The following is a 6,439-nucleotide window of genomic DNA, read 5'->3' on the forward strand; positions in this document are numbered from 1 at the left end:
GGCTCTCCGGCGGCCGGACGTTTCGAGGGGCCCGGCGTGCTGCCGGGCCCCTCGGTTCCCCCGTGGTCCCCCCTCTTCATCGCCGCCTGACCATCCCCCCGGATTCCCCCCTCAGGCACCGACTGTCCAGTACGACCTCCAAGTGGCCGGAACGGTTGCGCGGTTCCGCCCCTCTTTCGGCGCAGTTCGTCTCGCGGCCCGCGCCCGTACGCACGGCGCGCACGGCGCGTTCAGCCGGGCCCCCGAGCTCTCTTGCGCGCGCCCGCCTCACTCTGCGCGCAGCACGTGCTCCCGGTAACGGGCGATCACCTCGGCCAGTACCTCGGCCCCGTCCCGCTCCCACAGGCCCGGGTTGAAGATCTCGACCTCGATGGGCCCGTCGTGCCCCGCCGCCTCGGTCCGTTCGCGGAACCACCGCAGGTCCACCGCCCCGTCCCCGAGCTGTCCGCGACCGAGCAGCACCCCTTCGGGCAGCGGGGTCACCCAGTCGGCGAGCTGGAACGCCGCGAGGCGCCCGCCGCGCCCCGCCCGCTCGATCCCCTCCCCGACCGTGTCGTCCCACCACAGGTGGTACGTGTCCACGACCACCCCCACCTGCTCCACGGGGAACCGCTCGGCGAGGTCCAGCGCCTGGGCGAGCGTGGAGACGACGCAGCGGTCCGACGCGTACATCGGATGCAGCGGCTCGATCGCCAGCCGTACGCCCCGCTCGGCGGCGTAGGACCCCAGCTCGGCCAGCGCCTCGGCCACCCGCTCCCGCGCGCCGTGCAGGTCCCGGCTACCGGGCGGCAGGCCGCCGGACACCAGGACGAGCGTGTCCGTACCGAGGGTCGCGGCCTCGTCGAGCGCCGCCCGGTTGTCGTCCAGCGCGGCGGCGCGCGCCTGAGGATCGGTGGCGGTGAAGAAGCCGCCCCGGCACAGGCTGGTGACGGTCAGCCCCGCCTCCCGCATGAGCTTGGCGGCCGCGTCGACGCCGTACTTCTGTACCGGCTCGCGCCACAGGCCCACGTGGCGCAGCCCGGCCGCCGCGCAGCCGTCCGCCAACTCGGGCAGCGACCACTGCTTGACCGTCTCCTGGTTGAGGCTGAGGCGCGCGAGGTCGCCGTTCGTGCCGCGGCCGGTCATGCGTCTCCTCCGAGTACGGCGGTCAGCTTCGCCATCCGGTGCCGGGCCAGCTCAGGATCCGGGAACAGGCCGAGCCCGCCCGCCAGTTCGTACGCGCGGCGCAGATGCCGCAGCGAGCGGGCCGACTGCAGGCCGCCGGCCATCGTGAAGTGCGCCTGGTGGCCCGAGAGCCAGGCCAGGAAGACGACGCCGGTCTTGTAATAGCGGGTCGGCGCTTCGAAGAGGTGCTGGGCCAGCTCCACGGTGGGGTCCAGGACCTTGTGGAACGCGGCGGTGTCCCCGGTGTCCAGCAGGCGCACGGCCTCGGCGGCCAGCGGCGCGAGCGGATCGAAGACGCCCAGCAGGGCGTGGCTGAAACCGCGTTGGTCACCGGCGATCAGTTCGGGGTAGTGGAAGTCGTCGCCCGTGTAGCAGCGCACGCCGTTCGGCAGCCGGCGGCGCAGCGCCACCTCCCGGTCCGCGTCGAGCAGTGAGACCTTCACGCCGTCGACCTTGTCCGGGTGCTCGGCGATGATCTGCAGGAACGTCTCGGTGGCCGCGTCGAGACCGTCGCTGCCCCAGTAGCCCTCCAGCGCCGGGTCGAACATCGGGCCGAGCCAGTGCAGGATGACCGGCTCGCTGCTCTGCCGAAGCAGGTGCCCGTACAGCTCCGCGTACGCATCGGGACCGGCCGCGACCGCCGCCAGCTGCCGCGACGCCATCAGGATCGGCTGCCCGCCGGACTCCTCCACGAGGGCGAGCTGCTCCTCGTAGGCGGCGCGCACGTCCGAGAGCCCCGCCTTCCCGGGCGGGAGCTGGTCGGTGCCCACTCCGCAGGCGATCCGGCCGCCCACCGCCCTGGCCTCGGCGGCCGACCGCCGGATCAGCTCGGCGGCGGTCGCCCAGTCCAGTCCCATGCCGCGCTGCGCGGTGTCCATGGCCTCGGCGACGCCCAGGCCGTGCGCCCACAGGTGGCGCCGGAAGGCGAGCGTGGCGTCCCAGTCCAGCACGGCGGGACCGTCGGGGGTGGTGTCGGCGTCCGGATCGGCGACAACGTGCGCGGCGGCGAAGACGGTACGGGAGGTGAAGGGGACCGCTGTGCCTACGGGCGCGGCGCTCGCAGGCGTGGCTTCGGATGCAGCGCTCAGGGGCGTGGTTTCAGACGCGGCGCTCACAGGCTCAGCTCCGGTACGTCCAGGCGGCGTCCTTCTTGTGCCGAGCGGATGCCCAGTTCGGCGAGGTGCACGCCGCGCGCGCCCGCCATGAGGTCCCACCGCCACGGCTCGTCGAGCACCACGTGGCGCAGGAAGAGTGACCACTGCTCCTTGAAGCCGTTGTCGAACGTCTCGTTGTCGGGCACCTCTTGCCACTGCGCCCTGAAGTCCTCCGTGGCCGGCAGGTCCGGGTTCCAGACCGGCTTGGGGGTGGCGGAACGGTGCTGGACCCGGCAGCGGCGCAGGCCCGCGACGGCCGACCCCTCCGTGCCGTCCACCTGGAACTCCACCAGCTCGTCCCGGTTGACGCGCACCGCCCAGGAGGAGTTGATCTGCGCGACAGCGCCGCTCGCCAGCTCGAAGATCCCGTACGCGGCGTCGTCGGCGGTCGCCTCGTACGGCTTCCCGGCCTCGTCCCAGCGGCGCGGGATGTGGGTCGCCAGCTGGGCCTGGACGGTGCGTACCGGCCCGAACAGCTCGTGCAGCACGTACTCCCAGTGCGGGAACATGTCCGTCGCGATGCCGCCGCCGTCCTCGGCCCGGTAGTTCCACGACGGGCGCTGCGCCTCCTGCCAGTCACCCTCGAAGACCCAGTAGCCGAACTCGCCCCGTATGGACAGAATGCGCCCGAAGAAGCCGCCGTCGATGAGCCGCTTCAGCTTCAGCAGGCCCGGCAGGAAGATCTTGTCCTGGACGACGCCGTGCTTGATGCCGGCATCGCGGGCCAGCCGCGCCAGTTCGAGCGCACCGGTGAGTCCGGTGGCGGTGGGCTTCTCCACGTAGAGATGCTTGCCCGCGGCGATCGCCTTCTTGACGGCCTCCTCGCGGGCGGCGGTGACCTGCGCGTCGAAGTAGATGTCGATGCTGTCGTCGGCCAGCACCGCGTCCAGATCGGTGGACCACTCCGTGAGGCCGTGCCGGTCGGCCATGGCCGCGAGCTTGTGCTCCGCGCGGCCGACCAGGACCGGTTCGGGCCAGATCACCGTGCCCCCGCCCACGTCCAGGCCGCCCTGCTCGCGCAGGGCGAGGATCGAGCGGAGCAGGTGCTGGCGGTAGCCCATGCGCCCGGTCACGCCGTTCATGGCGATCCGTACGGTCTTGCGTGTCACAACCCGACCCCTCACATCAACCGGTGGTACCGGTCGCGGCCCACGTGGTCCGCGAACGGACAAGCACACGGAAAGCGCCGGCGAAGGGCGCGCGGCGCCCAGTGCCCGGAGTTGCTCACTCGGTCACGCATAGAAAGCGCTTTCCATCGCGAGAGAAGCTAGCCTGCGACGCGAGGCGCCACAAGAGGGGCGACGCCGTGCGTGGCGCCGCAGGAAGGGGGACGGGGAGCGATATGACCGTGACACTGGCGGACGTCGCCGCGCGGGCGGGAGTCTCGGCGGCGACCGTCTCACGCGTGCTGAACAGCAACTATCCGGTGGCCGAGGCCACCCGCGACCGAGTACTGCGAGCGGTCGCGGAACTGGAGTACGTCGCGAACGGACCGGCCAGCGCGCTCGCCGCCGCCACCTCCGATCTGGTCGGCATCCTCGTCAACGACGTCGCCGACCCGTTCTTCGGAGTACTCGCGAGCGCGGTGCAGTCGGAGATGAGCGGCGACGGCACCTCCGGCGGCGAGAAGCTCGCCGTGGTGTGCAACACCGGCGGCTCACCGGAGCGCGAACTGACCTACCTCACGCTGCTGCACCGCCAGCGGGCCGGCGCCGTGGTGCTGACCGGCGGCGCGACCGAGGACCCCGCGCATACGGCGGCGTTGGCGGCCCGGGTGGCGCGGCTGTCCGCGGCGGGGACCCAGGTCGTACTGTGCGGCCGTCCTCCGCTGCCGTCGTGGACACCGGCGGGCGACGGGCGCGCGGCGGAGGGGACGGCGGCGGCTTCCTCAGCTGCGGGTTCCTCGGCTTCCGCTGCCGGCGCGGGGCCTGCTCCGCTGACCGTCGCGTTCGACAACCGGGGCGGCGCGCGGTCGCTGACCGAGCACCTGGTCGCCCTCGGCCACCGCCGCATCGGATGCGTGGCGGGTCCTGAGGGGCTCACCACCACCCGGCACCGACTGGAGGGGCACCGCGCCGCCCTCGCGGCGCACGACATCGCGGACGCGCCCGGCCGCACGGTCCACGGCGCCTACGACCGGGCCTCCGGCTATGCGGCGGCCCACGAGCTCCTCCGGCGGGACGAGGATCTGACCGCCGTCGTCGCGGCCAACGACACGGTCGCGCTCGGCGTCTGCGCCGCGCTGCGCGAGCACGGGCTGCGGGTCCCTGAGGACGTCTCGGTCGCCGGCTTCGACGACCTGCCCTTCAGCATGGACGCGGTGCCCGCGCTGACGACCGTCCGGCTGCCGCTGACCGAGGCCGGAGCGCGGGCCGGGCGGCTGGCGATGGGCCGGGAGCCGGCGCCGGCGGACGGCGTGGCGCTGCTTTCATCCGAATTGGTGATACGCAAGTCGACGGCTGCGCCCTATTCTTGACTCAGTCAAGGTTTTTGGGGGATGCCATGACCGTCCAGGAATTCCGCCGCTTCAACCGCTTCTACACCAATCTCATCGGCGCGCTCGACTACGGCCGCCACCTCTACAGTCCGTACACGCTCACCGAGGCCCGCCTGCTGTACGAGCTCGCCAACAGCACTGGTCAGGTGGACGCCGCGGACCTGCGCGTCACGCTCTCGCTCGACGCGGGGTACCTCAGCCGTCTGCTCGGGAAGTTCGAGGAGCGCGAGCTGATCACCACGGGCCGTTCGGAGCAGGACTCGCGGCGCCGGCGCATCACGCTCACCCCGCACGGCCGGGAGGCGGCGTCGACCCTGGAGGAGCGGTCGCAGGACAGCGCCGGCCGACTCCTGGAGCAGCTGCCCGGACCGGACCGCGCCCGGCTGGCGGAGTCGATGGCGACGATCCGCGAACTGCTCGGCGACCCCGGCCCACCGGGCGCCGACGCGCCGGGCGCTGGTCCGGCGCCTCCTTCCGACACCCCTCCCGGGTCGGCGTCGGACCTGGTGACACTGCGGACCACGCGCCCCGGCGACCTCGGCTGGATGGTGCAGCGCAACGCCGAGCTCTACGCCCGCGAGTACGGCTTCGACCTCTCCTACGAAGCGCTGGTGGCCCGCATCGTCGCCGAGTTCGCCGAGCACTTCGACCCGCACTGGGACCGCGCCTGGATCGCCGAGCTGAACGGCAAACCTGCGGGCCAGGTGATATGCGTGCGGGGCCGGACGGAGGGGGATGCGCAGGCCGATGGCGCGGAGGAGGGCGCGGGCAGGGGCGGGGACGCGGGCAAGGTCAGGGGCGCGGACAGGGGCGGGGACGGAGCCGAGGCGGAAGACGGAGGCGGGGTCGAGAGTGGAGACGGGGACAGGAGTGGACGCGGCGGTCATCGCGAGCGGATACGCACGGCTCGGCTGCGGTTGCTGCTCGTGGAGCCGGAGGCGCGCGGTCATGGCATCGGCGGGCGGCTGGTGGCGGCCTGCACGGACTTCGCCCGGGACGCCGGGTACGAGGAGCTGGTGCTGTGGACCAACAGCGTCCTGACGTCCGCCCGGCGGATCTACGAGCGGGCCGGGTTCGAGCTGGTCGCCGAGCGGCCGCACCACAGTTTCGGACAGGACCTGGTCGGGCAGGACTGGCGACTGCGGCTATGAGCCGTCGGCCGAGGCGGTGAACCGCCGGCTGGGGCTGTGAGCCGTTGGCTGCCGGTGTGGTGGGGACGGTACGAGGATCTTTGTGAAGGGCTGCGAAAGGTAGGGCTGTAGGGCTATGCGATTCGCCTTCTCGACGCTGGGCGTGCCCGGTATGCCGGTACGAGACGTGGCCAGGCTCGCCGCCGGTGCCGGGTATCACGGGGTGGAGCTGCGCGCCCATCCGGAGGAACCGGTGCACACGGGCCTCGGTCCCGGCGAACGTGCCGATGTCGCCCGGGAGTTCGCGGACGCCGGGGTGGAGATCCTCACCGTCGCCGGGTACGCGAAGGTCGCCGAGGCTCAGGACGCGGCGGGCGAGGCGGCACTCGCGGACGAGCTGGCGGGGCTGGTCGGCCTCGCGGCGGACGTGGGCGCCTCGTACGTACGGGTGTTCCCCGGTGCGGGCGACCGGCCGGCCGCGGAGGCCGACGCCG

General features: G+C 72.8%; 6 protein-coding genes. 3 read left to right on the plus strand and 3 right to left on the minus strand.

Annotated features, from left to right (window positions below; translation table 11 throughout):
• Positions 1-267: 267 nt before the first annotated feature.
• From ABT381_RS17450 to ABT381_RS17460, 3 genes are read right to left on the minus strand one after another with little or no spacing between them, the layout of a single operon-like run.
• On the minus strand, positions 268-1,125 hold the full coding sequence (locus ABT381_RS17450) for a sugar phosphate isomerase/epimerase family protein (protein ID WP_351594462.1): 858 nt from the start codon (positions 1,123-1,125) through the stop codon (positions 268-270).
• Positions 1,122-2,252, minus strand: a complete 1,131-nt coding sequence (locus tag ABT381_RS17455) for a dihydrodipicolinate synthase family protein (RefSeq protein WP_351594476.1) — start codon at positions 2,250-2,252, stop codon at positions 1,122-1,124. The genes ABT381_RS17450 and ABT381_RS17455 overlap by 4 nt, the downstream gene beginning before the upstream one ends.
• Before the next feature lie 23 nt (positions 2,253-2,275).
• Positions 2,276-3,427: a Gfo/Idh/MocA family protein gene (locus ABT381_RS17460; protein WP_351594464.1), complete on the minus strand. Its 1,152-nt coding sequence runs from the start codon at positions 3,425-3,427 to the stop codon at positions 2,276-2,278.
• A 233-nt stretch (positions 3,428-3,660) separates the two neighbouring features.
• On the opposite strand from ABT381_RS17460, the gene ABT381_RS17465 reads away from it, so the two are divergent.
• The 3 genes from ABT381_RS17465 to ABT381_RS17475 all read left to right on the plus strand — a co-directional run.
• Complete coding sequence (locus ABT381_RS17465; RefSeq protein WP_351594467.1) at positions 3,661-4,794, plus strand: LacI family DNA-binding transcriptional regulator; 1,134 nt, start codon at positions 3,661-3,663, stop codon at positions 4,792-4,794.
• A 26-nt stretch (positions 4,795-4,820) separates the two neighbouring features.
• Entirely contained in the window at positions 4,821-5,966 is a 1,146-nt protein-coding gene (locus ABT381_RS17470; protein WP_351594470.1) for a GNAT family N-acetyltransferase, read from the plus strand.
• 115 nt (positions 5,967-6,081) lie between these two features.
• Positions 6,082-6,439 (plus strand): sugar phosphate isomerase/epimerase family protein (locus tag ABT381_RS17475; protein ID WP_351594473.1); only part of this gene is annotated, 358 nt, incomplete at its 3' end.

The organism is Streptomyces sp. NPDC000151 (assembly GCF_040301705.1).
GTDB lineage: Bacteria > Actinomycetota > Actinomycetes > Streptomycetales > Streptomycetaceae > Streptomyces.